The sequence below is a fragment of the Domibacillus antri genome, assembly GCF_001936625.1.
Lineage (GTDB): Bacteria > Bacillota > Bacilli > Bacillales > Domibacillaceae > Domibacillus > Domibacillus antri.
Genome location: NZ_MSDU01000003.1, coordinates 356417 through 382194, shown reverse-complemented (window position 1 = coordinate 382194; position 25778 = coordinate 356417). Strand labels below are relative to the sequence as shown.

General features: G+C 46.7%; 27 protein-coding genes and 1 pseudogene. 18 read left to right on the top strand and 10 right to left on the bottom strand.

The annotated features are described in order from the left end of the window. Window positions 1–509 precede the first annotated feature (509 nt). Window positions 510–1592, bottom strand: a complete 1083-nt coding sequence (locus tag BTO30_RS02080) for an AI-2E family transporter (protein ID WP_075397037.1) — start codon at window positions 1590–1592, stop codon at window positions 510–512. 78 nt (window positions 1593–1670) lie between these two features. After that, complete coding sequence (locus tag BTO30_RS02075) at window positions 1671–3008, bottom strand: YjiH family protein (RefSeq protein WP_075397036.1); 1338 nt, start codon at window positions 3006–3008, stop codon at window positions 1671–1673. Window positions 3009–3222: 214 nt separating this feature from the next. On the opposite strand from BTO30_RS02075, the gene BTO30_RS02070 reads away from it, so the two are divergent. Together BTO30_RS02070 and ilvA are read left to right on the top strand one after the other, a co-directional pair. Next, complete coding sequence (locus tag BTO30_RS02070) at window positions 3223–4095, top strand: HAD family hydrolase (RefSeq protein ID WP_075397035.1); 873 nt, start codon at window positions 3223–3225, stop codon at window positions 4093–4095. A 76-nt stretch (window positions 4096–4171) separates the two neighbouring features. After that, a complete protein-coding gene (gene ilvA / locus BTO30_RS02065; protein WP_143331890.1) occupies window positions 4172–5419 on the top strand; it encodes a threonine ammonia-lyase IlvA in 1248 nt (415 codons plus the stop codon). 32 nt (window positions 5420–5451) lie between these two features. Here the strand turns inward: ilvA and bshB2 are convergent, their stop codons facing one another. Both bshB2 and BTO30_RS02055 read right to left on the bottom strand, forming a co-directional pair. Next, on the bottom strand, window positions 5452–6153 hold the full coding sequence (gene bshB2 / locus BTO30_RS02060) for a bacillithiol biosynthesis deacetylase BshB2 (protein ID WP_425429437.1): 702 nt from the start codon (window positions 6151–6153) through the stop codon (window positions 5452–5454). Between the two features lie 27 nt (window positions 6154–6180). Next, window positions 6181–6528 carry a YojF family protein gene (locus BTO30_RS02055; RefSeq protein ID WP_075397033.1) on the bottom strand — a complete coding sequence of 116 codons (348 nt, stop codon included), beginning with the start codon at window positions 6526–6528 and terminating at the stop codon, window positions 6181–6183. Between the two features lie 123 nt (window positions 6529–6651). On the opposite strand from BTO30_RS02055, the gene BTO30_RS02050 reads away from it, so the two are divergent. Beyond that, window positions 6652–7212 (top strand): nitroreductase family protein, encoded by a 561-nt coding sequence (locus BTO30_RS02050; RefSeq protein ID WP_075397032.1) that lies wholly within the window; start codon window positions 6652–6654, stop codon window positions 7210–7212. 232 nt (window positions 7213–7444) lie between these two features. On the opposite strand, the gene pdxK is transcribed toward BTO30_RS02050, so the two are convergent. After that, complete coding sequence (pdxK, locus tag BTO30_RS02045) at window positions 7445–8242, bottom strand: pyridoxine/pyridoxal/pyridoxamine kinase (protein ID WP_075397031.1); 798 nt, start codon at window positions 8240–8242, stop codon at window positions 7445–7447. 148 nt (window positions 8243–8390) lie between these two features. On the opposite strand from pdxK, the gene BTO30_RS02040 reads away from it, so the two are divergent. Genes BTO30_RS02040 through BTO30_RS02025 form a run of 4 tightly spaced genes read left to right on the top strand, consistent with a single transcriptional unit; the run spans window position 8391 to window position 9952 of the window. Continuing rightward, entirely contained in the window at window positions 8391–9074 is a 684-nt protein-coding gene (locus tag BTO30_RS02040) for a uracil-DNA glycosylase (protein WP_075397030.1), read from the top strand. A 51-nt stretch (window positions 9075–9125) separates the two neighbouring features. After that, the gene (locus BTO30_RS02035) at window positions 9126–9305 is read left to right on the top strand and encodes a uracil-DNA glycosylase (RefSeq protein WP_075397029.1); all 180 of its coding nucleotides are present in this window, start codon (window positions 9126–9128) and stop codon (window positions 9303–9305) included. After that, window positions 9302–9568 (top strand): YwdI family protein, encoded by a 267-nt coding sequence (locus tag BTO30_RS02030; RefSeq protein WP_075397028.1) that lies wholly within the window; start codon window positions 9302–9304, stop codon window positions 9566–9568. Before BTO30_RS02035 ends, BTO30_RS02030 begins: the two co-directional genes overlap by 4 nt. A gap of 12 nt (window positions 9569–9580) precedes the next feature. Continuing rightward, entirely contained in the window at window positions 9581–9952 is a 372-nt protein-coding gene (locus tag BTO30_RS02025; RefSeq protein ID WP_075397027.1) for a DUF423 domain-containing protein, read from the top strand. Between the two features lie 42 nt (window positions 9953–9994). On the opposite strand, the pseudogene gerQ reads toward BTO30_RS02025, so the two are convergent. The 3 genes and pseudogenes from gerQ to hemQ form a co-directional block, all read right to left on the bottom strand. Next, a pseudogene (gerQ, locus tag BTO30_RS02020) lies at window positions 9995–10243 on the bottom strand (spore coat protein GerQ); the annotation flags it as partial. Window positions 10244–10352: 109 nt separating this feature from the next. Continuing rightward, window positions 10353–10775 (bottom strand): cell wall hydrolase, encoded by a 423-nt coding sequence (locus BTO30_RS02015; RefSeq protein ID WP_075397069.1) that lies wholly within the window; start codon window positions 10773–10775, stop codon window positions 10353–10355. A 137-nt stretch (window positions 10776–10912) separates the two neighbouring features. After that, window positions 10913–11659 carry a hydrogen peroxide-dependent heme synthase gene (hemQ, locus tag BTO30_RS02010; protein ID WP_075397025.1) on the bottom strand — a complete coding sequence of 249 codons (747 nt, stop codon included), beginning with the start codon at window positions 11657–11659 and terminating at the stop codon, window positions 10913–10915. A 111-nt stretch (window positions 11660–11770) separates the two neighbouring features. Between hemQ and lipL the strand changes: the two genes are divergently transcribed. After that, entirely contained in the window at window positions 11771–12601 is an 831-nt protein-coding gene (gene lipL, locus BTO30_RS02005) for an octanoyl-[GcvH]:protein N-octanoyltransferase (protein ID WP_075397024.1), read from the top strand. A 1-nt stretch (window position 12602) separates the two neighbouring features. On the opposite strand, the gene BTO30_RS02000 is transcribed toward lipL, so the two are convergent. Beyond that, window positions 12603–13145 carry an RsfA family transcriptional regulator gene (locus tag BTO30_RS02000; protein WP_075397023.1) on the bottom strand — a complete coding sequence of 181 codons (543 nt, stop codon included), beginning with the start codon at window positions 13143–13145 and terminating at the stop codon, window positions 12603–12605. Between the two features lie 219 nt (window positions 13146–13364). Between BTO30_RS02000 and BTO30_RS01995 the strand changes: the two genes are divergently transcribed. The 4 genes from BTO30_RS01995 (at window position 13365) to BTO30_RS01980 (ending at window position 16296) form a co-directional block, all read left to right on the top strand. Next, on the top strand, window positions 13365–13589 hold the full coding sequence (locus BTO30_RS01995) for a YuzB family protein (protein WP_075397022.1): 225 nt from the start codon (window positions 13365–13367) through the stop codon (window positions 13587–13589). Window positions 13590–13727: 138 nt separating this feature from the next. Then, window positions 13728–15035: an HD domain-containing protein gene (locus tag BTO30_RS01990; protein WP_075397021.1), complete on the top strand. Its 1308-nt coding sequence runs from the start codon at window positions 13728–13730 to the stop codon at window positions 15033–15035. Window positions 15036–15164: 129 nt separating this feature from the next. Continuing rightward, window positions 15165–15767 (top strand): site-2 protease family protein, encoded by a 603-nt coding sequence (locus BTO30_RS01985; RefSeq protein ID WP_245796295.1) that lies wholly within the window; start codon window positions 15165–15167, stop codon window positions 15765–15767. Between the two features lie 22 nt (window positions 15768–15789). Beyond that, entirely contained in the window at window positions 15790–16296 is a 507-nt protein-coding gene (locus tag BTO30_RS01980; RefSeq protein ID WP_075397019.1) for a YwhD family protein, read from the top strand. Between the two features lie 156 nt (window positions 16297–16452). Here the strand turns inward: BTO30_RS01980 and BTO30_RS01975 are convergent, their stop codons facing one another. Further along, entirely contained in the window at window positions 16453–18396 is a 1944-nt protein-coding gene (locus BTO30_RS01975; RefSeq protein WP_075397018.1) for a transglycosylase domain-containing protein, read from the bottom strand. Between the two features lie 142 nt (window positions 18397–18538). Here BTO30_RS01975 and speE point away from each other — a divergent pair, with 142 nt between their 5' ends. The 6 genes from speE to BTO30_RS01945 all read left to right on the top strand — a co-directional run bounded on the left by speE (window position 18539) and on the right by BTO30_RS01945 (window position 25773). Beyond that, window positions 18539–19366, top strand: a complete 828-nt coding sequence (gene speE / locus BTO30_RS01970; RefSeq protein ID WP_075397017.1) for a polyamine aminopropyltransferase — start codon at window positions 18539–18541, stop codon at window positions 19364–19366. A gap of 2 nt (window positions 19367–19368) precedes the next feature. Next, window positions 19369–20238, top strand: coding sequence for an agmatinase (speB, locus tag BTO30_RS01965; RefSeq protein ID WP_075397016.1), 870 nt, complete (start codon window positions 19369–19371; stop codon window positions 20236–20238). Window positions 20239–20431: 193 nt separating this feature from the next. After that, window positions 20432–20866 carry a YwiB family protein gene (locus BTO30_RS01960; RefSeq protein ID WP_245796285.1) on the top strand — a complete coding sequence of 145 codons (435 nt, stop codon included), beginning with the start codon at window positions 20432–20434 and terminating at the stop codon, window positions 20864–20866. Further along, window positions 20863–22533, top strand: a complete 1671-nt coding sequence (gene argS / locus BTO30_RS01955) for an arginine--tRNA ligase (RefSeq protein WP_075397015.1) — start codon at window positions 20863–20865, stop codon at window positions 22531–22533. Before BTO30_RS01960 ends, argS begins: the two co-directional genes overlap by 4 nt. Window positions 22534–22747: 214 nt before the next feature. Beyond that, the gene (locus BTO30_RS01950; RefSeq protein WP_075397014.1) at window positions 22748–24832 is read left to right on the top strand and encodes a (Fe-S)-binding protein; all 2085 of its coding nucleotides are present in this window, start codon (window positions 22748–22750) and stop codon (window positions 24830–24832) included. 89 nt (window positions 24833–24921) lie between these two features. After that, entirely contained in the window at window positions 24922–25773 is an 852-nt protein-coding gene (locus BTO30_RS01945) for a 3-hydroxybutyryl-CoA dehydrogenase (protein WP_075397013.1), read from the top strand. Window positions 25774–25778: the final 5 nt, after the last annotated feature.

Genomic DNA, 25778 nt, shown 5'->3' with positions numbered 1-25778 from the left:
TATTGTTTCACAGCTTTCATTTTTTCTTCATCCGTAAATTTAGCCAAAAGAAAAGCACCTCCAAATGTTAGATGATGTCTAACATTCGGGGTGCAGTCCAAGATGCAGAGCTCTTTTTTCTTTTGCCGTAATACGTGAAGAAAAGAATAACGGTCAAAATAAACGTCCAACCGAAAAGATAAACCCCATCCCAGTCATATGAATGCCCTGCCAATGCCCACACATTATAGGGGATAAACAAAATAAGAAAAACAAGCGGGATTCCACAGGAAAGGATCAATATATTTTTGATGACTGTGTCAGCGATTACGTTCTCAAGAAAGATCATTATCCTGACAAAAAATAATAAGGCGAATAGAGCTGCAATAAGCAAAAGCATTTCATCTATACAGCCGGATTTTCTGTTTTTAGGCCGGTTTTCTTGCGTTTTTGGACGGGTTTTCCATAAATTCAGCCTTCATGGAGCAGAATTCTGCCTTCCACTCGCACTTATGGGACAAGCCCGCTTATTATTCTACTTCTTTCGCGGCAGCATGGCGAATTTCAGTTCTTTTTTGGTATAAATTGGACAAAATCGTTTTGACAACAGCATAAAATGGAATTGCTAAAATGATTCCCCATATACCGGCGATATTGCCGGCTGCCAGAATGACCGTGATGACCGTCAGCGGGTGAATGTCGAGTGCTTTACCCATCACGTTCGGAGAGATGAAGTTCCCTTCAATCTGCTGGGCGACGAGCATAATAATCCCGACGTAAAGAACCATTTGCGGCTCTTGCAAAAAGGCAATAAAGATCGCCGGAATAACCGCAAGATAGGGGCCGAGAAATGGGATTACATTTGTGAACATTCCAAAGAGCGCAAGCAAAAGTGCGTAATCAAGGCCGATGATTAAGTAGCCGATCAATAGCATAACCCCAACAAGGAAGCTGACTAACAGCTGCCCTTGAATGTACGAACGGAGTGTCACATCGAGATCACTGAGTGTTTTGCGAATCCATGTTTTTCGTTCACCTGAAAAGAACCCGGCAATAAACGGGGCAAATTTTTCATGATCTTTCAGCATGTACACAAGGAAAAATGGTACAAGGATAATTAAGAACAGTCCCTGTACAAAGCCTTGAATAAAATTGATCAGCCATGTGCCGAAGCCCATAACGTAATCGTTCAGCTTGCCTGTCGCATTTTCAAGCGATTCAATGGCAGCGGGAGGCAGCCGGTCTTTTTGGTTGAGTACGAAATCCATCGCTTTTTCGCCTTCTTTGATCATTTGCGGCGAATTATCCACGAGTGACGACACCTGGCTGTTCACGACCGGACCGATAATAGCGTAAATAAGCCAAAATACGAGTCCGAGGATAATGAGAACAGTCGTTAGTGAAGCCCATCGCGGCAGCTTTTTGGATTCAAGCCATTTCATCAGAGGGCGTGTTAAATAAAATAAGACGCCGCCAAGCAATAAGGGCAGGAACACCGTTTTCGCGACAATCACAAGTGGATTAAACACTTCGCGAATTTGCTGGAACATAAAAATAATCAACATGGTTAATAAAATCCCAATTCCGGCTTGGAACCAGAGCTTATTTGTCACAGAAACACATCCTTTCTTCCATTCAACATACCATATTTACCCGATTATACGAAAAAAAAGCCGGAGAGTTCCGGCTTTTTAAAAATAAATATGTGCGGCCGCTGCAATAATCGGCAGAGAAATGAGTGTGCGGATCAAGAAAATGATCAATAAATCTTTAAATGATACAGGAATTTTTGTGCCCAGCAGGAGTCCGCCGATTTCTGACATATAAATGAGCTGTGAAACAGACAGAGCGGCAATGACAAACCGCGTCAGTTCGCTTGGAATGCTTTCACCGAGTATAGCAGGCAAAAACATATCCGCAAATCCGATCATAATGGTCTCGGATGCTTCCCGGGCAAACGGGATTTGCAGCAGCTCAAGCAGCGGGATGAACGGCAGGCCAAGCCATTGGAAGACAGGCGTTGTTTCGGCAATAATGAGAGCGGTTGTACCGAGTGCCATAACGATCGGCGCCACGCCAAGCCACATATCGAGCACGTTTTTACATCCGTCCTGAACGGTTTCGGACAGCTTATTTTGACCCGCGCGTTTAACCGCTTGCTCGTAACCGTATGAAATCGAACTGTAGCCTGCAGGGACGGCTTCATCGTCTTCCTTACGCGGGGTGCCGTCAATAAATGTATCCGGCTTTCTTGATAACGGCGGAATGCGGGGCATAATGAGTGCGCAGGCAATGCCGGCTAAAATCACCGTTACATAAAACGGAATAAAATAATCTGCCAGACCGACTTGCTGGATAACCACAAGGCAAAACGTAATTGATACAACGGAAAACATGGTGCCGATTATAGCTGCTTCTTTTTTCGTATACAAGCCATCTTCGTATTGCCTGCTTGTCAACAGCACACCGACTGTCCCATCACCGAGCCATGAGGCAAGCGCATCTACAGATGAACGGCCCGGCAGTTTAAATAATGGACGCATCACTTTTGTAAGTGAGTAGCCGACAAACTCAAGTAAGCCGAAATTTAACAAAAGCGGCAAAAGAAGCCCGGCAAACAAAAAGACCGAGAATAAAACAGGCAGCAGGGTAAGCAGCAGTGTGCCGCCTGTAACGTCAGACCAGACCGCTTCCGGACCGATCTGAAAAAACGTCATGACAGCAAATATTGCGCCGATCACGCGGACAACAGCCCAGACCGGCGTCACATCAAAGAGCGCTGCAAGAAATGCGGAATGACTTATAAAGGCAGGACGTGTTATTTTAACCATTACAGTCGCGGACGCAGCGAAGACGATTAAAAACGTCATGATGGATGGAATGTACGGGCCGATTAATTCCTGCAGGGCATTGGACATAACCGCGATTGGTATCGTTAAACCATCTTCCACAGGCACAGGTGTCATAAACAACAAAATCCCGATCAATGACGGAACAATGAACAGCCAAGGGGACGTCTTTTCATGCATATATAAAAACCCTTCCTTGTATAAATATTCACACCTTGCCCAGTTTAGTTTATCTATTCCCGAAAATCTACGGAATCAGCCATATTCATAAAATACAGATTTCTGTATACGTTTACAATGCGCATCCCTTATAGATCAGGGCTTTTTTACGTATCCCGAAGGATTTTCATGTTAAAATAAGAAAGGATTAAATATAAACGAGAAGGTGAAAAGAATGATCACAAGCATCGCAACGGATATGGACGGCACGTTACTGAACGGGAAAATGGAAGTGAGCGAAGCAAATCAGGCCGCAATTAAAAAAGCGCAAGGGCTTGGTGTGGAAGTGATTGTCGCAACAGGACGTTCCTACGCTGAAGCCCGCTTTGCATTGGAGGGTACAGGGATTGAGTGCCCGATCATTGCAGTGAATGGAGCGGAAGTGCGCAATGCCGCAGGCGAAGTCATTCAATTCACGGCACTTGCCGATGACATTGCCGACGACATTTACCGCCGGCTGAAAGATGTCGGGGTCTATTTTGAGCTTTACACAAACCAAGGTACATACACAGATAATCCGGATAAAGCAGTTGAGCTGTTAATCGATATTGTCCAATCCGCTCATCCGGAAACATCGGTCGAGGAAATTCGCGAATCGGCTAAGCAGCGGGTAAACCGGAAGCTCGTCCTGCCGGTTGAAGGCTATGAAAAAATTCTTCGTGATATGAATCAGCATATTTATAAATTTTTTGTGTTTTCGACAGATTACATTCTGCTGCAAAAAGCGGCGGACCGGCTTGAAGGTATCTCCGGGGTCGCCGTCAGTTCATCCGGCAATGAAAACCTGGAAGTGACAAACGATCAAGCTCAAAAAGGGATTGCGCTTGAAGCGTATTTATCATCAAAAGGGCTGTCGATGAAAGATGCGCTTGCAGTCGGTGATAATTACAATGATTTGTCGATGTTAGAACGTGTCGGTTATTCGTATGCCATGGGCAATGCGGATGTGAACATTAAAAGAGCCTGCCGGTTTGAAACAGCTGTAAACAACGAGAGCGGTGTGGCGCAGGCGATTGAAGACGCGCTGGAACGAAGTACTGTCAAATAACAGAGGCCCTGTTTAAAACGGGCCTTCTCTATGTTACAATTGTTCATAAAATTCGCAATAAAGAAGGGGAGCCATTTTGAGTAAAGTATCAATCGAAGAAATCGTCGTGGCGAATCAAGTTTTAAAAGATGTCGTCGTGAAAACGCCGCTTCAAAAAAATGAAATTTTATCAGCGCGCTATGGCTGCAACGTGTATTTAAAACGGGAAGATTTGCAAATTGTCCGCTCTTTTAAGCTGCGCGGCGCGTATAACTTTATCCGCAGCCTGACAGAGGAAGAACGCGCAAAAGGGGTTGTTTGCGCAAGTGCCGGCAACCATGCGCAAGGGGTGGCGTATTCATGTTATGCCCTCGGCATCGAAGGGAAAATCTTTATGCCGTCGACAACGCCCCGCCAAAAAGTATCGCAGGTAAAACGATTCGGCGGCGACAAAGTATCCGTCGTTTTGACAGGTGACACATTTGATGATTCGTATACAGCCGCAATGGAATATTGTACAGCGGAAGAAAAAATGTTTGTTCATCCTTTCGACGACTACCGGACGATTGCCGGACAGGGCACAGTCGGCGTTGAAATTTTGAATGACATGCAGGCGCCGATTGATTATTTATTCTGTTCAATTGGCGGAGGCGGCCTTGCTGCTGGTGTTGGCTCTTATTTGAAAGGCATCAGCCCGAGCACGAAATTGATCGGTGTTGAGCCGGCAGGAGCGGCCGGCATGAAAGCGTCGCTGAACAATGGAGAGGTGACACGCCTCGATACGATTGATCCGTTCGTTGATGGCGCTGCTGTAAAACAGGTCGGCGATTTAACCATGGATATTTGCATGGACGTATTGGATGGCATTTCGGTTATTCCGGAAGGCAAAGTATGTACGACGATTTTACAGCTTTATAATGAAAATGCGATCGTTGCGGAGCCTGCGGGCGCATTGTCCGTAGCCGCGCTCGATTTTTATAAGGATGAAATTAAAGGGAAAAATGTCGTGTGTGTGGTCAGCGGCGGTAACAACGATATCGAACGTATGCAGGAAATTAAAGAGCGTTCGCTCATTTATGAAGGGCTCAAGCATTATTTCATCGTTACATTCCCGCAGCGCGCCGGTGCACTTCGTAAATTTATGGATCAAGTACTCGGCGAACATGATGACATTACCCGCTTTGAGTATACAAAGCGCACAAACCGTGATGAAGGACCGGTTCTGGTCGGCATCGAATTGAAACATAAAGAAGATTATGAACCGCTCGTTAAACGCATGAAAGAAAACGGCTTCCCATACATGGAAATCAACAACGACCCGCTGTTGTTTAACTTGTTGATTTAAAGCAAAACGCAGGCATAACGCGCCTGCGTTTTTTACTTTATTTCGCTCACTTTATCATTTTCATCAAACTTGTACGTCCAGAAGTGTTCGTAATTAAACCGGTCATGCAAGTCGCTTCCTTCTTGTGCTACGCCGGATTCAAGCTCTTTCAGCATCCAGATCGTCTGCGAAATGTGCGCTTTCATGGCGGCCATTTTTTGATCATAAACGTGGCGGATATCATATGTGATATCTGCCGCGCCGATTTCATTAAGCGTATTGTTCGCAAATGCGACGCAGTGAAGTTTTGGACGCTTATCCGGTTCAATAGCCCGCACGGCACGAACAACAGCCCGCGCTGTTGCTTCATGGTCCGGGTGAACGGAGTAGCCGGGATAAAAAGTAATAATTAATGATGGGTTCAGCTCGTTAATTAAATCGGTCACGAGATCCATCATTTTTTGATCATCTTCAAATTCGAGCGTTTTATCACGAAGCCCCATCATGCGCAGATCCTGAATGCCGATTGCTTCCGCGGCATTTTTCAATTCCGCTTTGCGGATGTCCGGGAGGGATTCACGCGTCGCAAATGGAGGATTCCCGAGGTTACGGCCCATTTCACCGAGTGTCAGACATGCGTATGTCACCGGTGTTTCACGGGCTGTATGAACTGCAATTGTACCCGATACGCCAAATGCTTCATCATCAGGGTGCGGAAAAATGACGAGCACGTGCCGTTCTTGTTCGATTTCCATCGTTTTCATCCTCTTCATTCCTTTCGTTTACTTAAACGGCGTTTTGCCCATTTGCAAAGCAACAGCCAGTTTTCCGTCAAAATCGTGGCCCGCCATTAACAAGCGGCCATCTTCATCAAAACCATAATGCGTTAATCCTTCCGCATACACCCAGCCGATTTCGAGCTTTAGTCCAACCCGATACGGCCCGTCTCCGACAATCTTTCCATGTTCATATGTAAGCTTTGCATTGCGGATATAGGCGCCTGCAGAAAAAAATTTTTCATTAAAGTGAGAAGCATATGCACCGTTCGTTGTTTCCAGGTGAAGATAAATTTCCTCACCGGCAAACCGGTCAATGAGTTCCTGCACTTTTTCCGGTAAAATCGGTTCCATGCCGTCCAGCCTCCAGTCAAAATCAGTTATTTGTTCATTGTACTAAACTTTTATTCGGATGGCGAAAATCTAGCTTTTTAAGTATGATGGTAGTGGAAACTAATTTGAATAGGGGTGCAATTTATGAATCAATCCATAAAGACAATCATTGCGGAACGCCGCTCCATTAAAAAATTTAACGGAAGCCCGGTTGCAAAGTCGGATGTGACGGCCATTTTGGATGCAGCCGCGTGGGCGCCGAATCATGGTAACCGTGAGCCTTGGCGGTTTATCGTTGCAGCAGAGAGCGGACTTAATGAGATCCGGGATACAATGAAAGAATGCACCATTCAAAAATGGGAAGAAATGCCGGCGGATGAGCTAGAGAAGAAGACAGCCGGATTTAAATTGCCGGGCGCATTTGTGTTTGTCATCGTCCCGGAAGATGTGCGTCAAAAGGAAAGACTTGAAGACTTTTCCGCCGTGAGCGCACTTATTCAAAATGCACAATTGCTCGCGTGGGAGAAAGGGATCGGCACATGCTGGAAAACGCCGGTGTGGATCGATGCGCCGAAATTTAGACAGGCACTTGATGTGAAGCCGGGCGAACGCATTGTAGCGATGCTGCAATTCGGTTATTATGATGAATTGCCAAAAGCGAAAGCGCGCACACCGATCGAACAGAAAATCACATTTTTCGGATAAGGGACTGTCATTAGCAGAAGGACGGCCGAATTCTGACCATTTAGGCCGATTTATTGATGTATGAGCCGGATCCTGCATTAAGGCCGGATTACTGGATATCCGGCCAAAGACCAAAAAAACCGGCCCAAAACCAGAAATTCCGGCTATCTCCTTTATTCGGGTGTGCGGTTTGATGTCAATTAGGGTCATCTTTATAAAAAAAACACCGGCGCAGGCCGGCGGTTAAAAATCCTTATTTTTTATTGTAAGCGCCGTGCATAACCGGGCCGACGTATTCGTTCAGCTTCCAGCCATGTTGAATCGCGGCATTAACAAACTCTTTCGCGTTGTTTACAGCATCTTTTACGTCTTCGCCATTGGCAAGATTCGCTGTGATCGCCGCAGCAAATGTACAGCCGGCACCGTGGTTGTACGTTGTAGGATGCTTTTCGCCTTCAAGCAAAACAAACGCATGGCCATCATAGAAAAGATCAACAGCTTTCTCATGTTCAAGCTGTTTGCCGCCTTTGACAACAACATTTTTCGCGCCAAGTTCATGAATTTTTTTCGCGGCTTCTTTCATGTCCTCAATCGTGCGGATCGGGCCGATTCCTGATAGCTGCCATGCTTCAAATAAGTTTGGTGTGACAACTGTCGCGAGCGGCAAAAGCAAATCGCGCGTTGCTTCAGCTGCTTCCGGATTTAACACTTCATCTTCGCCCTTACAAACCATCACCGGGTCAATGACAACTTTCTCAACACCGTTTGCTTTAATTGATGCTGCCGCAGTCTGAATGATTTCCGGTGTGGCAAGCATACCCGTTTTTAAGGCATCGATGCCTGTAGACATGGCCGTTTTCAGCTGCGCCTCCAGTGCGTCAATCGGGAGCGGGAACACACCATGGCTCCAGCCGTTATCGGGATCCATCGTGACAATCGTCGTCAAAGCCGTCATCCCGTACGTACCATGCTCTTGAAATGTTTTAAGATCAGCCTGGATACCAGCGCCGCCGCTCGTATCCGAACCGGCAATTGTTAATGTTTTTTTCATGTTGAAGTCCCTCCTTTTTACATTTCCTCTAGTGTAAAAAACGATCGGCAAAAGTACAAGAAAAAACACCACAGTTCAGCGTAGACCCGCTCACATTGTTTTTAAACAAACAATGATTCGATTATAATGAACTCAAGAGGTGAACTAGATGGCAAAAAAAATCTTGAAAAACGATTGGGGTCCGCTTCTCGAATCTGAATTTGACGCGCCTTATTATGAGCAGCTCCGGTCCTTTTTAAAAGAAGAATATAAAACCAAAACAATTTATCCGCATATGAACGATATTTTCAACGCGCTTCACTATACGCCCTATGAAAAGGTGAAAGTGGTGATTCTCGGGCAGGACCCATATCACGGGCCCGGACAGGCACACGGACTCAGCTTTTCGGTTCAGCCGGGTATCGCCCCTCCGCCTTCATTAAAAAATATGTATAAAGAACTGCATGAGGATCTAGGCTGTCCCATACCTACTCACGGCTATTTGAAGCAGTGGGCAGACGAAGGAGTGCTGCTTTTAAACACGGTGCTCACGGTTCGGGACGGACAAGCACATTCGCACCGCGGAAAAGGTTGGGAGAGATTCACGGATAAAATCATTTCCCTCATTAGCGAACGTGAGAAGCCGGCCGTATTTTTGCTGTGGGGCCGGCCTGCTCAAAGTAAAAAGTCTTTGATTGACGACAACAAGCATCGGGTGATTCAATCACCGCATCCCAGCCCGCTGTCAGCATCCCGCGGTTTCTTTGGAAGCCGTCCATTTTCAAAGGCGAATGACAGTCTTGTTGAAATAGGCGAAACGCCGATTAATTGGTGTCTCGATGAATTGTCGTAAATGTTTCACGTGAAACATGTCGATTTTTGATAAAATAAAGGGGAGAATGTGTTGTCGAATGAACCGAATTGCTTAAAATGCCGCCATTTTTACGTGACGTGGGACCCTGCCGCACCGCGCGGATGCCGGGGATACGGATTTAAAACGAAGCAGGTTCCGTCTATTGTCGTCCGCGGGTCATCGGGGCATCCATGCTATAAGTTTTCTGCGAAAGCAGGTGAGAAGAAGTGAATGTACCGCATGAAAGAGTGCTTGCGAAAATGGAGCAGGAAATAGCCGCTGCGAGAAGTGCTTCACCGGGTGATATTGAGCGCCATGTGTATGCGATCAAATCCATGTGTGAATTAATAATCGGGTCGAGGGAAAAAGATTATGCGCCCCGATCTGTTTCTGTACAGCCGGTTGTCACACCGTCACCGCAGCCGGCGATTCAACAGACAGAACGGATCGTAACGGATGACGGGTCTAACGGAGATTCAATTTTTGATTTTTAAAGGAGAAGAAGCATGAAATTATTTATGATTTTAGGGGCGGTAAATGCCTTTTTAGCTGTCGCACTCGGCGCATTTGGCGCACACGGTCTTGAAGGAAAAGTCGAGCCAAAGTATTTGGAGATATGGAAAACAGCCGTTCAGTATCAAATGTTTCACGCGATTGGCTTGATGATTGTCGGCTTGTTAATGGGGCAGTTTCCGGGCAGTTCGCTGCTGAACTGGTCCGGCTGGCTTATGCTTGCGGGGATCATCCTATTCTCGGGCAGTTTATTCGTTCTCGCTGTGACAGCAATCAGCAAACTGGGCGCCATTACACCGCTCGGCGGATTGGCTTTTTTAGCTGCATGGGTGCTGGTCATTGCTGCGGCAGTAAAAAATATGTAATTAAACAGGTGATCCCGTCTGCCGGGATCACCTGTTATGTTTTCAGCCTCTGTAAGGATATTCATAGGCGATTTCGCCTTCAAACGTGGCGTAATCAAGATAAAGTAGAGGGATTAAGTAACGCCGGCCCGTAGACGGATCGCTTAATATTAAATGATCACGGCCCGCTGATTCTATACGGCCCCGAAAAACTTTGGCGTTCCATTCTTTATTATTTTCAAACGTCGTGTACAAAGTGGTCATTTTGCCGCGGTTGAGGCGAAAAATGTTTTCGATATAAGATTCTTCCACCACGGGCTGAGCCGGTGCAGCGCCTGGTCCCTGGCCTGGTCTTGGTCCTTGCGACGGCATTGCCATGTAGCCATATCCATAAGGATTCATCTGCATTTTTCCCCCTTATTTAATAAACTCGTGGACAATCAGATGGGAGCGGACTGAAAAAACAGTGTGACTTGTATCGTCCTGTGTTCCACTGGCCGAACCATTGAGCCGGGCAGTCTCCTTCCGGACGAAAAAACCAGAGTGAGTTTGAGGCGGGGTGATACCGGCCGCCATGGATGACTTTTCGGGCAAGGTCTATATCTTTTTCGCGTGCACGTTGATAAAAATAACTCTTCTGAGTCGCTTCAAAACCGCCCGGTGATTGAAAGACCATATCGCGGATATTGCGAATGGCGGTAAAATCCAGACAATCTGCACGTGTTCGATTGACGCCCACATTGCCGACCATCAGCATGCCAAGCGCGCCGTCTCCTTCCGCTTCTGCCCGCATAAGACGGGCGAGAAGCTTTACATCTTCTTCCGTATGAGCAACAACCGCCACATGAACACCTCCCTTTGCAATGTATGCAAATTCACCGTGACTTGTGACCAGCCGGCGGGATTCTTTATCAATAGCCTGCAAATGGTGTGATGCAATCAAAAAAGACCCCATCCTCGGACGGGGTCTGATGCCTTTGTTTAGTTCACATGCATCATTTGGGCAAATTTCTCATCTGTCAGCAAGTTTCCGACGAAAAATGAACCGAATTCGCCGTAGCGTGCGCTTACTTCGTCAAACCGCATTTCGTAAATCAGCTTTTTAAACTGAAGCACGTCATCTGCATAGAGCGTGACTCCCCATTCGTAGTCGTCGAAACCGACAGAACCGGTAATAATTTGCTTCACGAGACCGGCATATTGGCGGCCGATCATGCCATGGCTTCGCATTAAATTGCCGCGGTCTTTCATCGGAAGCATATACCAGTTATCGTCACCTTGACGGCGTTTGTCCATTGGATAGAAGCAGACATACTGTGTTTTTGGAAGCTCCGGATACAACCGCGCACGAATTTGCGGATTTTGGTATGGATCTTCATCGGAAGAAAGATAGTTGCTCAATTCCACAACAGATACGTATGAGTAGGCTGGAATGGTAAATTCAGCGATTTTCAGCTTGTTAAATTCATTTTCAATGACGTTTAATTCTTCCATCGTTGGGCGTAAAATCATCAGCATAAAATCAGCTTTTTGACCGACAATACTATAAAACGAATGGCTGCCCGCTCTTACATCCTGCACCGCATCCAATTTTTCCAGAAACTTGCGGAACTCGCTGATGGCTCCTTCACGCGCATCACTTGACAGCATCTTCCATGTTGTCCAATCAATCGACCGGAAATCATGAAGGCAATACCAGCCTTCTAGCGTTTTTGCTGCTTCACTCATGTTCTTCACTCCTATGTAATGTAGTCTCATTCACACTATACCATAAAACACTTGAACTGATCCTGTCATAGCGCTACAGTAAAAGAGAACAATTTGTGAAGGAGAAGCTTAATGGATCAATCACAAGAATTACTTCGCCGTCCGGTCTGGCGCTTCATCGATCACTCCGCTTACGGACCGGGATTCAACCCCATTCATTCATTTGCGGCCGATGATGCCATCACGACGGCAGTCGGCGCCGGGGAAAGCCCAGCTACGGCCCGGGCGTGGGTACATCACGATACCGTCGTTCTCGGCATTCAGGATACAAAGCTTCCATTTTTAAAAGAAGGGGTTCAAGTACTGGAAGACGCGGGCTTTCGTGTCATTGTCCGCAATTCAGGCGGTCTCGCGGTCATGCTCGATGAAGGCGTGCTGAATTTGTCACTGATTATGCCGGATACGGAAAAAGGCATCGACATTGACCGCGGCTATGAAGCGATGTACGCACTTATCCGCCGGATGTTTCCCGGCGTAACGATTGATGCATATGAAATTGTTGGATCGTACTGCCCGGGGAGCTATGATTTGAGCATTGGCGGAAAAAAATTTGCCGGTATTTCGCAGCGCCGTCTCCGAAAAGGGGTCGCAGTCCAAATTTATTTATGCGTAAACGGCAGCGGGTCCGATCGCGCTGAGCCAATTCGGGATTTTTATGAAGCGGCGAAAAAGGGAGAAGAGACGAAATGGATCTATCCCGATATTCAGCCGGATGTGATGGCATCGCTCGCTGAATTAATCGGGATAAATTTGACCATACAGGATGTCATTGTCCGTTTTTTACAATCGCTGAAAGAAATCGGCGGGCCGCTCGAAGGAGGCGCCATGTCGTCGTTTGAAGCAGCCGCGTTTGACGGGTATTTGGTCCGCATGATCGAGCGTAATGAAAAAGCGTTTAAGTAGTTCATTCAGCCATTTTTTCTAAATTGCCGTTTCGCTCCATTTTGAATGTGACGGCAGCGGGATCTTCATCGTCAAGAGCAACAAACTTTCTGGCACGGTTCATAATCTTCATTAATGTTTCATAGTCTTCCTGCATTGTTTCGGATGATTGCTCTATTTTTTGCAGTTTATGCTGCAGTTTTTCGTTTTCCTCGCGGAGTCTATTGTTTTCCGCTTTTAACATGTCGATGGACTCTAAGCTTTGCAAATAGCCGATCACGTCGGCCATCGTGATACCGTCTGTCTGCGGTGTGTACAGCACTTTTTTCTCGAGTGCCCGGCTTCGCTGCTTCCGCTGTTTTTTTGCAAGACTGAGTGCTTTTTCATATTGCTGGCGGACGACCGCATTCCAGCGAAAGCCGCATGCAGCTGATGTCCGGTTCAGCACATCTCCGACTTCTTCAAAAGCATTCAGCTGCGTGCTCCCTTCACGTACGTGACGGAGAACCGTTTCCGCGAGCAGCAAATCATTTTCTTCGGACCAGGCATCTTGACGAATTTTCATTTGGATGATCTCTCCTTTATGGAATAGTCTTTAAAAAAAGGATTGCCAGAGAAGACTTATTTTATACAGGCTGTACAAAGAAGATTAGAAAGCTTGCAAACACCTTTTTTTCCATGTAAAATACCGTGATGAAGCCTGCACGATGCGGGCCGCAAAGGCGTGGCGGCTGATGCCGGGCTCTTCGCCTTTGATTTATATTGATGGAAAGGAATGTTTTAAATGGCAAATGAATTTCGCGTTTGCGATGATTGTCAGGCAGTTGAACTTAAAACATTGATTCCAAAGCTCGAAAAACTTGACCCGGAAGCAATAATTGATATTAAATGTCAATCATACTGCGGGCCAGGCCGTAAAAAGACATTTGCTTTTGTGAACAATCGACCGGTTGCCGCGCTCACAGAAGACGAGCTTATGGAAAAAATCGTTAAAAAATTAAAATTATAAACACCATCACCTTTTCTTTTGGAACAGGTGATTTTTTATATTATGAAACAGTATATGCGCATTGGAGTGCGAATTTTCCCATAAAGATATGTTTTTCCGTTATAATGGACAAAAATAAGGACTGGCGGGAGGTAGGTCATGAGCTACGCGAAGCAGAAGTTGAAGGAAGAAAAAGTGTTCAAAGATCCGGTTCACCGGTATGTGCATGTGCGTGATGCGGTTATCTGGGATTTAATCGGCACGAAAGAGTTTCAACGGCTGCGCCGGATCCGCCAGCTCGGAACGACGTATTTTACGTTTCACGGGGCAGAGCACAGCCGCTTTAATCACTCCCTTGGCGTGTATGAAATTGTACGCCGTATAGTTGATGATGTGTTTCGCGGCCGGCCGGAGTGGAATTCAGATGAACGTCTCTTAAGCTTGTGCGCGGCGCTACTGCACGATGTCGGCCACGGTCCATTCTCCCATTCGTTTGAAAAGGTATTTGGATTGGATCACGAGATCTATACGGAACGCATTGTACTCGGAGATACGGAGATTCATCGTGTATTGTTAAAAGTGGGTGCTGATTTTCCGGAAAAAGTGGCGGCTGTTATTAATAAAACCTATAAAAATAAACTCGTTGTCAGCTTAATATCAAGCCAGATAGATGCGGATCGGATGGATTATTTACAGCGGGATGCCTATTTTACCGGTGTCAGCTATGGTCATTTTGATATGGAGCGCATCCTGCGGGTTATCCGGCCGCGCGAGGAGCAGGCTGTATTTAAGCAGAGCGGGATGCATGCGGTCGAGGATTACATTATGAGCCGCTATCAAATGTACTGGCAAGTTTATTTTCATCCGGTGACGCGCAGCGCTGAAGTGCTTTTGTCTAAAACGCTGCACCGTGCAAAAGTGCTGTATGAAGAAGGCTATACGTTTGCGCATCATCCGGTTCACTTCCATTCCCTTTTTAAAGGAAACTGTACCCTTTCAGACTACTTGAAGCTCGATGAATCGGTTGTCATGTATTATTTTCAAGTGTGGCAAGATGAAGAGGATGCCATTTTGCGTGATTTATGCAGCCGGTTTATGGATCGGAATTTATTCAAATATGTAGAATTTGATCCTGCGGAAGAGAAGCAGAAGTATGCAGAGTTGGAAGAATTGTTCCGCAAAGCGGGGATAGACCCGGACTATTATCTCGTTCATGATTCATCATCCGATTTGCCATATGACTTTTACCGGCCGGGTATCGAGTCCGAGCGGCAGCCGATCTATTTATTAATGAAAAACGAGACGCTGCAGGAGTTATCCAGACGTTCTGAAATTGTTGATGCGATTTCCGGAAAACGGCGTACGGATCATAAACTGTATTTTCCGGTAGATGTGCTGAGGGATGAATCATCAAACCGGACCTTGAAACGGAAAATTAGAAACATCTTAGAAATTTACCGTAAATGACATTGTGTGCATCATAGATTTGATCTTTTTCAACTTGTTACATAATTATGAAAACGACTATTAAAAATGAAGGAGAATGGCTTTTTGGAAAATTTCTCATTAAACTTTTTAGCCTTTCCACTTGAACAAATGCCGTTTGTGATTATTTCCCTGCTTGTCGCTTTTACAGTGCATGAATTTGCGCATGCGTATACAGCATATAAACTGGGCGATGATACGGCGAAAGAACAAGGCAGATTGACACTCAATCCCATTCAGCATCTTGATCCGATCGGCACGATATTCATTCTTTTGGCAGGATTTGGATGGGCACGTCCTGTGCCGGTGAACAGGCGGAATTTTGCAAATCCGAAGCTTGCCGGCGTACTTGTTTCGCTGGCCGGTCCGCTCAGCAACTTTATCATCGCATTTATCGCGTTCGGGATTTTATTTTTTATGATCGGCAGTGCGCCGCCGTTCGCTGTCCAGCTGTTGAACATGATGGTGTGGCTGAATGTATTGCTGTTTGTATTTAACTTGCTCCCATTTCCGCCGCTTGATGGCTACCGCATTATAGAGGATCTGGCACCGCCGCAAGCGCGCGTGAAAATGACACAATATGAACAGTACGGGGTGCTGCTGTTTTTAGTTTTAGTCATTACGCCGCTTGGAAATTACACTATACATCCATTTTTATCTGTTATGACCGGTGCTGTCAGGGCCGGTTTTCAATCGATTTTCAGTATATTTTAATAAAATAGAGGAGGATCAGTGAATGGAACAAAAAAAGAAAGTCGGCTTCAATATTATTAAAAATGATCCGACAGATGGTCATAAAGGATTTGGAAAAGGTGCGCTCAGTTTAGAGAACGTGTCACCGGTTATCGTCGACGTGGAAGACGGATCGGCTCACATTGACATCGGCGCGATGCATGCGCGCAGTGCCATAGAAAAAGGGATTAAATTTTTGCCGAATAAAGACGAGGCAGCAGGAGCGAAACCGTACTGGCTCGTCTGGGTAACGGTGGACCGGAACGAATCAGGACCATATTACGCGGGGGTAACAGCGTGTGAAATGACCGTCAACCGCGACATCCGCCGCGGTTATAAGTCGCTGCCGGAGCATGTAAACCGGATGGACAAATCATTGAAGAGACATATTATTGTGTCACATATGGACGATCCTTCAAAAAAAATATTGCGTGATTTTCTTGTGGCGCATAACAAAGAAATGTGGGAACGGTCATCCGATGAGCTGAAAGACGGTTTAACGGCCGGATAAATTCGGGTAAGAATGTGTCGGAAAAGTGAACGTTTCGGATTTCGGTTTTCTTCTGTTGCCGGACTTCATGAAAAAAAGTAAACTGAAAGTAATGCATAAAATGCATAAGCTAGGACATGCAAAAGCCCGGGGACAGCACCCCCGGGCTTTTGCATGTCATCGAAACCAATCGGGAAGTTCCGGAAAGACGATATCCTCTTCTTGATCGGCCGCTGGAGGACAGGATTCAACCGGTTCTGTCCCTTTTTCAAAGAGAATGGTATGCCCGTCCGGACAGTCACTGGATGCAAGCTTGCCGCTTTTTAAATCGATGGCCGCCGCTGTCACACCATCGGGCTGCTCAAAAAAGGTCGGTTTTTTTCCTTTATGGATGGTTTCCATGTAGTCCGCCCAAATGACTTTCGCCCGTGACCGGTCTTCTGTTTTGGTAATTTCTGATCCATCATCATAGCCGGTCCATACAACGGATACAGCGGATGGACTGAAGCCGGCCATCCAGTAATCAAAGGGTGTTGAACCTGATTTCCCTGCATATGTCCGCGATAACTTATTAGACATGGATGCCCCCGTAGGCGTCGCATAGTCGCTCATCGATCCGTCGAACATCCCCATCATCATGTGTGTCAATACAGCGATTTTTTTCTCATCAAATCGCTGCTCCGTCCGCTCCTTATATCGATACAGCACTGCTCCATCCGAACTTTCCACTTTTGTAATGAATACCGGCTTCGCATACAGACCGCCTGCTGAAATAACCTTATATGCATTTGCCACTTCCAGAACGGAAACACCGGACGTTCCGAGTGCGAGAGACGGAACAGCCTCAAGCTTTGAGGTCACCCCAAACTGTTTCGCGGTTTGTGCGAGCGTCTCCGGTCCAAGCAGCATATTTGTTTTCACGGCATAAATATTATCTGATACGGCGAGCGCTTCGGCCATCGTTACATTGCGTTCCGCGTACTGGCTGTTGAAATTTTTCGGTGTGTACGTGTCGTTGAATGTTGTCGGTTCACTTTTCCGCATCGTCACCGGTGTAAAGCCGTTTTCAAGTGCCGCGTAATACAAAAACGGCTTCATAAGCGATCCAGGCTGGCGGATTGCCTGAACGGCACGGTTAAAGGGACTGACACTGTAATCGCGTCCGCCGGTTAATGCGGTAACAAAATGATTGGACGGATCAATGGATACGAGAGCGGCTTCGATGCCGGCGTTCGGAGCAATCCCGTTGGCAATGGCTGCGTCCGCCGCCTTTTGATGTTCCGGATTCAGCGTTGTATATACTTTTAGCCCGCTCTGCTCGCGAAACCCGAGTGATTCAAGTTCCGCCCGCACCGCATCAATAAAGTAAGGCGCTTTTATTTTATTTTCAGCATAGGAACCGGTAATGTCAGGAATGTCTGCGTCCGCTTCCTTATAATCATTCGCCGGCAAATCCATTTCCGACAAAATAAGCCGGCGCCGCTCTTCCGATTTTTCACGTGAAGCAAGAGGTGAATAAATGGAAGGGCCTTTCGGTATACCGGCTAAAAGAGCTGCTTCTGAAAGGGTTAAGGCGTCTGCTGATTTATTAAAATAAAAGCGGGATGCAGCTTCAATTCCGTAGGCGCCATGCCCAAAATAAACCGTATTTAAATATCCCTCTAAAATTTCATCTTTCGTATAAAAAAGTTCGAGCCGCGCCGCATACCACGCTTCTTTTAATTTTCGCTGCCAGGTTTTATCATTCGTTAAAAAGACATTCCGCGCATATTGCTGGGTAATCGTGCTCGCTCCCTGCACTTTCGCCATCGCTTTCACATCGGCAATGGCTGCACCGGCAATCCGCTTAAGATCAAAACCGGCATGGCGGTAAAACTTTTTGTCCTCAATCGCGATAACCGCATCCGTTACATGGGGAGAAATATGGTCGAGCTTTACCCAGTAACGCTTTTCGCCGGCATGTGTTTCCGCTGTTTTCGTTCCGTCAGCCGCATAAAAAATGGTCGAGCGGGATACGGTTGTGTCCGGCGGTCCGGCGCTGTACAGTGCATATAAAAGCAACGCTGCTGCGCCGATAAGCAGAACTATAATAGCACCGATCCACTTGATCCATTTTTTCATACAATGCGGCCTCCTTTTTCGTTATGATCTTCAGTATGAAAACAATTCCCCTTTTTTAAACGTCTTTGCACAAAATTACTATGATTTTTCGTCAAATTGTTCTATACTTTTTCGGTAAGTCTTGAAAGGGAGGATTAAAATCATGAGTGAATTATGGTATACCGAAAAGCAGACAGACAATTACGGCATCACGATGAAAGTGAAACGTACTTTGCATACAGAACAAACCGATTTTCAATATTTAGAAATGGCGGAAACAGAAGAATGGGGCAATATGCTGTTTTTGGACGGCATGGTCATGACAAGCCAGCGCGATGAGTTCGTTTATCATGAAATGGTGGCGCACGTGCCGCTTTTCACACATCCGAATCCGGAAAATGTGCTTGTTGTCGGCGGCGGTGACGGCGGTGTCATCCGTGAAGTGCTGAAACATCCTTCTGTGAAAAAAGCGACTCTGGCTGAAATCGATGGAAAAGTCATTGAATACTCGAAAAAATACTTGCCTGAAATTGCCGGCGAATTGGAAAATCCTCGCGTGGAAGTAAAAGTGGGCGATGGTTTCATGCACATTGCTGAGTCTGAAAACGAATATGACGTGATTATGGTTGACTCGACGGAGCCGGTAGGACCTGCCGTAAACTTATTCACAAAAGGCTTTTATGCCGGTATTTCAAAAGCGTTGAAAGAAGACGGTATTTTCGTGGCGCAATGTGACAACCCTTGGTTTAAAGCGGACTTGATTCGTCAAGTGCAGGCGGATGTAAAAGAAATTTTCCCGATTACACGCCTATACACAGCAAACATCCCAACCTATCCGAGCGGTTTATGGTGCTTCACGATCGGTTCGAAAAAATATGATCCACTGGCGGTGGAAGACAGCCGTTTCCACGAAATCGAAACGAAATATTACACGAAGGACCTGCATAAGGCGTGCTTCGCTTTACCAAAATTCGTGCAGGATTTGACATAATTATGAGATTTGACGAAGCGTACTCAGGAAATGTATTTATCGGCACGCAGACGTCTTATGAAGACAGCGATGTCGTGTTGTATGGCATGCCGATGGATTGGACGGTCAGCTACCGTCCCGGTTCCCGTTTCGGCCCGGCACGCATTCGGGAAGTATCGATCGGTCTTGAAGAATACAGTGCGTATTTAGACCGGGAATTGCATGAAGTTGCTTATTTTGACGCCGGTGATATTCCGCTTCCGTTCGGAAACGCGCAGCGCAGCCTCGATATCATTGAAGAATACATTGAAGGGCTGCTTGAGGCAGGTAAAAAACCGCTTGGCATGGGCGGCGAGCATCTTGTGTCATGGCCGGTTATGAAAGCCGCCGCGAAAAAATACAAAGATCTTGCCATCATTCATTTTGATGCGCATACGGACTTGCGTATGGAATATGAAGGGGAGCCCTTGTCCCACTCAACGCCGATCCGAAAAATCGCCGAGCATATCGGTCCGTCAAATGTATATTCATTCGGTATCCGCTCCGGCATGAAAGAAGAATTCGAATGGGCGAAAGAAAACGGCATGCACATTTCAAAATTTGAAGTGCTGGAGCCGCTGAAAGAAATATTGCCGACACTTGCCGGCCGTCCGGTATATGTGACAATTGATATCGATGTTTTGGATCCGGCACACGCACCAGGTACTGGAACGGTTGACTGCGGGGGGATCACGTCGAAAGAACTGCTTGCCTCGATACATGCCATTGCCGGTTCTGATGTCAACGTGATCGGCGCCGATCTCGTTGAAGTTGCACCCATTTACGATAACTCTGAACAAACGGCGAATACAGCGTCCAAGTTAATTCGCGAAATGCTGCTTGGTTTCTTTTAAAAGCGTGTCCGGCTTTAAGCCGGGCGCTTTTTTTGTGCGCCAAAGGGAACATTTCGTCACGAACAAAGCTGAATGGTCACGGAAAGCGGATTTTGGTCACGTTCAAAGCGAAATACTCACGAAAAAACAAGATTTCAGCCTTCGTCGTTTCTGTGATAAAATAAACACACATTGACAAAGGAAGTGATTCGGCGTGGCAGATGAGCGGATGCCGGTGAAAATCCGGGTGAAGACGGATGTGGCGCACGAAGGGGAAAACGAGACTTTTGAACTGTCGTTGTTCGGGAGGCTTTTTAAAAAAGACGGCTCAACATTTTTAAAATACGACGAAGTGCAGGAAGAAGGTGTCGTCCATACAATCGTAAAACTGGCTGAGGAAAATGCGCTTATTTTACGGAGCGGGGCGCTGAAGATGCGAATGATTTTTGAACAAGGGCAGCAGCTGAACGGCTCCTACGAAAGTCAGTATGGCACACTGCTCGTGACAACGGATACGACAGCTTTCAAACACAAAACGAACGACAAAGGCACTGGACAGGCGCAGCTGACATACCGGCTGCTTATGCAAGGTGACCCGGTCGGCACGTATACGATGAACATTCATTACGAACTGGAGGAACAATTGTGAACATTGCAGAACAAATGCAGGCGCAGCTGAAAGAAGAAATTAAAGCAGCTGTGCTGAAAGCGGGACTCGCCGCCGAAAACGAAATTCCGGCGGTCATTTTAGAAACACCGAAAGAAAAAGCGCACGGCGACTATTCAACCAATATGGCGATGCAGCTTGCCCGCGTGGCAAAAAAAGCACCGCGTCAAATTGCGGAAGCCATTCAAGCCAATATCGACCTGTCCAAAGGCTCGATTGAAAAAATTGATATTGCGGGCCCGGGCTTTATCAACTTTTACATGAACAACAGCTACTTAACGAATCTTGTTCCGGCTGTTCTTGAAGCAGGGGATGCATATGGCGAATCAAACGCCGGTAACAATCAAAAAATTCAGGTCGAATTCGTATCCGCTAACCCGACTGGCGATCTTCATCTCGGTCATGCCCGCGGTGCGTCAGTCGGCGACTCTTTGTGCAACGTCCTGACTAAAGCAGGCTATGATGTTACACGCGAATACTATATTAACGACGCCGGCAATCAGATTCATAACCTTGCTCTGTCCGTTGAAGCACGCTATTTCCAAGCGCTCGGTCAAGAGAAAGAGATGCCGGAAGACGGCTACCACGGCAAAGACATTATCGGCATCGGCAAAGAGCTGGCCGACAAATACGGCGACAAGTTCGCCCAAATGTCAGAAGAAGACCGCTACAAAGCGTTCCGTGAACACGGTTTAAAGCTGGAGCTGGCAAAATTACAGCGCGACCTCGCTGATTTCCGCGTCAAATTCGATGTATGGTTCTCTGAAACATCATTATACGAAAACGGCAAAATCGATGAAGCGCTTGAGGCGCTCTGCCAAAATGGACACGTGTATGAAGAAGAAGGCGCGGTCTGGTTCCGTTCCACAACGTTCGGTGACGATAAAAACCGTGTTCTTCGCAAACAGGACGGTTCATACACATATTTAACACCGGATATTGCGTACCATAAAGACAAATTTGAAAGAGGCTTTGAAAAAGTCATTAACATTTGGGGTGCTGATCACCACGGCTACATCCCGCGTATGAAAGCAGCCGTTGAAGCACTTGGCATTGACCGTGACCGCCTTGAAGTAGAGATTATTCAAATGGTACAGCTGTACAAAGACGGCGAGAAGATGAAGATGAGCAAGCGGACAGGAAAAGCTGTCACGATGCGTGAGCTGGTAGAAGAAGTCGGCTTAGATGCCGTCCGTTATTTTTTTGCCATGCGCAGCGGCGATACGCATCTTGATTTTGATCTGGATCTGGCTGTTTCCCAGTCGAATGAAAACCCGGTTTACTACGCGCAGTACGCGCACGCCCGCATTTCGAGCATTTTGCGCCAGGCGGCTGACCAAGGTCTTAATGTGTCCGCTGATGCGAAAGCCGCTCTCTTGACGGCGGAAAAAGAAATCGATCTGCTGAAAAAAGTCGGTGATTTCCCGCAGGTTGTCGCAGAAGCCGCTGAGAAGCGCATTCCACATCGTATCACGAACTATGTGCAGGACCTTGCTGCAGCGTTCCACAGCTTTTATGGAGCAGAAAAAGTCGTGGATAAAGACAATGAAGAACTGTCACAAGCACGTCTTGCACTTGTGAAATCTGTGCAGATCACATTGAAAAATGCGCTTGCCTTAATCGGTGTATCCGCACCGGAAAAAATGTAATGAAGAGAAGCTGCCAGGCGCGAACCTGGCAGCTTTTTAAAAATAAAATGGGAACTAGGAGCGTGCTGCTTAAATAAATATCCCGCAGTTTTCCATGTAAATGAGGAAAGAAATCAAAAAATTTCATCAAAAGACGGTTGACTGAATGCTCATTCATATATTAGGATAAGAGTAATCAAAGGGGTATTTTTTATGGGGAAGGAAGTGCGCGGATATGACTGGTTTGCTTTGGCTCAATTTAATCGCCGCCATTTTTGTAATCGCTTACGCGGTGTGGTTATTTGTTTATTTGCTGAAAACGCGCTACGAATTTATTCAGCTCGGCAAAAAAGAAGAGTTTGACCGGCGCAAAGACGAACGCATCCAAAATATAATGGTCAATGTCTTTGGACAGAAAAAATTACTAAAAGATAAAAAGAGCGGCGCGATTCACGTGATGTTTTTTTACGGCTTTATTCTTGTGCAGCTCGGAGCGGTTGATTTTATCATCAAGGGGATCGTACCGGGCGCGCGTTTGCCGCTGGGACCGCTGTACGGGGGATTCAAGTTTTTCCAGGAAATTGTTACACTCATGATTCTTGTCGCGGTCGTCTGGGCGTTTTACCGACGCTACATTGAAAAGCTTGTCCGGCTGAAACGCGGCTGGAAAAGCGGGCTTGTACTGATTTTTATCGGATCGTTAATGGTATCGGTACTCGTAGGAAATGGGATGGACCTCATCTGGCATGAAGACAATGTCCATTTCACATGGATGGAGCCGGCCGCTTCATCCGTTGCGGTTTTATTCGCCGGCCTCCCGCAGCAAATGGTCATCGCTTTATTTTACGTTATGTGGTGGATTCACTTATTTGTGCTGCTTACGTTCCTTGTGTACGTGCCGCAGTCGAAGCATGCGCATTTAATTGCCGGCCCGGTGAATACGTATTTCCACCGGTTAAATAAAGCAGGCACTCTCCGGAAAATTGATTTTGAAGATGAAACACAGGAATCTTTCGGGGCAGGAAAAATAGAGGACTTTACACAGGCACAGATGATCGATTTTTATGCCTGTGTGGAATGCGGCCGCTGTACCAATATGTGTCCGGCCACCGGCACAGGCAAAATGCTGTCGCCGATGGATTTGATCGTCAAGCTGCGTGATCATCTCACGTTTACCGGTGCTGCGGTTACGTCCAAGCAGCCGTGGGTTCCGGCGTTCGCCTTTGCGGATACGCAAGGGAATAAAATCGCCAAAGGCATTGAACCGTACAGCCCGGCGATGATCGGTGACGTGATCACGGAAGAAGAGATCTGGGCATGTACGACGTGCCGCAACTGTGAAGATCAGTGTCCAGTCATGAATGAGCACGTCGATAAAATTATCGACATGCGCCGTTACCTTGTGCTGACAGAAGGAAAAATGAACCCAGATGCCCAGCGTGCTATGCAAAACATCGAGCGTCAGGGCAATCCATGGGGATTGAACAGAAAAGATAAAGAAAAATGGCGCGAGCTGCGCGATGATGTTCACATTCCGACGATGAAAGAAGCGCAAAAAGCCGGAGAAGAACCGGAGTATTTATTCTGGGTCGGTTCCATGGGCGCGTTTGACAGCCGCAGCCAAAAGATAGCGCTGTCATTTGCGAAATTGCTCAATGAAGCTGGTGTATCTTTTGCCATTCTTGGCAACAAAGAAAAAAATTCAGGAGATACACCACGCCGTCTCGGCAATGAATTTTTATTTCAGGAGCTGGCGGCAGCGAACATTGCTGAATTGGAGAAGAATAATGTAAAAAAAATCGTGACAATCGACCCGCATGCATACAATATTTTTAAAAATGAATATCCGGATTTTGGTTTTACAGCAGATGTCTACCACCATACAGAACTGCTGGATGCGCTCGTAAAAGAAGGCCGGTTAAAACCGCGGCATGCCGTGGAAGAAACGATTACGTTCCACGACTCATGCTACCTCGGCCGCTACAATGAGGTATATGATCCGCCAAGGGAAATTTTGAAGTCGATACCGGGTGTGAAGCTTGTGGAAATGGCCAGACGACGCGAAACCGGCATGTGCTGCGGTGCCGGCGGCGGGCTGATGTGGATGGAAGAGGACACAGGCCACCGTGTGAACGTCGCCCGCACCGAGCAGGCACTGGATGTCAACCCGTCTGTCATCAGCTCAGGCTGTCCATTTTGCCTAACAATGCTGTCGGACGGAACGAAAGCGAAGGAAGTGGAAGAGAAAGTTGCCACGTATGACGTCGCAGAGCTGCTTGAAAAATCCATTTACGGCATAAAAGAAGAGGTAAGTGCATAAGCAAGCGGGGAGCGGATTTTCAAGCTTCCCGTTTTACCCATTTAAAATGGTATCAACTAAAAAAACTGCAGGAAGCTGGAGGGTGAAGGATGAAACTGAAAAAAATTATGGTGATCGGAGCGGGACAGATGGGGTCTGGAATCGCGCAGGTTTGCGCACAGGCGGGCTTTGATGTGCTGCTGCATGATCTGGAGAAAGATCGGATTGACCGGGGACTTCACGCAATTGCTAAAAATTTGACCCGCCAGGTAGAAAAAAATCGGATGACTGAAAGCGAAAAATCAGCTGTACTTGAGCGGCTGATTCCGTCAATGGACCTTCATGATGCTGGTGGAGTGGATATTGTCATTGAAGCGGTTGTGGAGAACATGGACGTTAAACGTGACATTTTTGCGCAGCTGGATGAAATTACGCCTGACCATACAATTCTGGCATCGAATACGTCGTCTTTGCCGATTACGGAAATTGCGGCAGCGACGGACCGCCCGGAGAACGTGATTGGGATGCATTTTATGAATCCGGTGCCGGTGATGAAGCTGGTGGAGATTATACGCGGTCTGGCGACGGCAGATGATGTGTACAAGAAAATTGAAGACTTGACGAAGATGCTCGGGAAAATCCCGGTGGAAGTAAATGATTTTCCGGGATTTGTGTCAAACCGTATTTTGATGCCTATGATTAATGAAGCAATTTATACGCTTTATGAAGGGGTTGCAACAAAGGAAGCAATTGATGATGTGATGAAGCTTGGGATGAATCATCCGATGGGGCCGATTGAGCTCGCTGATTTTATCGGACTCGATACGTGTTTATCCATTATGGAAATTTTACATGAAGGGTTTGGTGACGATAAATATCGGCCGTGTCCGCTGCTCCGGAAATATGTAAAAGCCGGCTGGGTCGGTAAAAAAGCAGGGCGCGGATTCTACACGTACGAATAAACGGA